The 548-nt window shown below is 38.9% G+C and carries 1 protein-coding gene; it reads left to right on the forward strand.

All coding sequences use genetic code 11. The annotated features are described in order from the left end of the window. Positions 1–240: 240 nt before the first annotated feature. Positions 241–548, forward strand: a 308-nt coding sequence (locus MM213_RS20815; RefSeq protein ID WP_369413981.1) for a helix-turn-helix domain-containing protein, incomplete at its 3' end; no start/stop codon positions are given.

Here is a 548-nt window from a genome sequence, read left to right on the forward strand (position 1 = left end):
TGGATATTCCGGAGGATGTTGACCCCTCAGAATCGGAATGTTTTTGTTTAGAGAAAGTGGCCTGATTGGCCAGATTCGACTGACATTCCGGCGGATATTGACCCCCTAAAGCAAGAATTTGATAAAGATTCCGGATCATGTTGACCCCCTTTGGTCAAAATTCCGGAGCATATTGACCCCTCTGATTAATGGTTTTGGTTTTTTTAGCGGACACTTTAGATAACCGCTAATTATAATCCTATGGCTGGAAAACCAAAACCAATGAGTCAGATAAAGCAATTGATAATACTTAACCGACAGGGCAATGGAGTCAAAACCATTGCACGTATTCTTGATGTAAGTAAGAATACCGTCAAGACATATCTTTTTAAGCTTGATAAGTTGTTGACAGGCAAAAGAGCTGAGAAGGTTACAATTGAGACACTTCTAAGCCTTGACGAGCCTGAATTATATACACTTTTTCATCCCGGTAATCCTTCCTATAAAGATTCAAGGTATGATTACTTTAAAGCCAACCTTGAACATTATCAAAAAGAGTTAGAAAAGGT

Source organism: Belliella alkalica, assembly GCF_022549785.1.
Taxonomy (GTDB): Bacteria; Bacteroidota; Bacteroidia; order Cytophagales; family Cyclobacteriaceae; genus Belliella; species Belliella alkalica.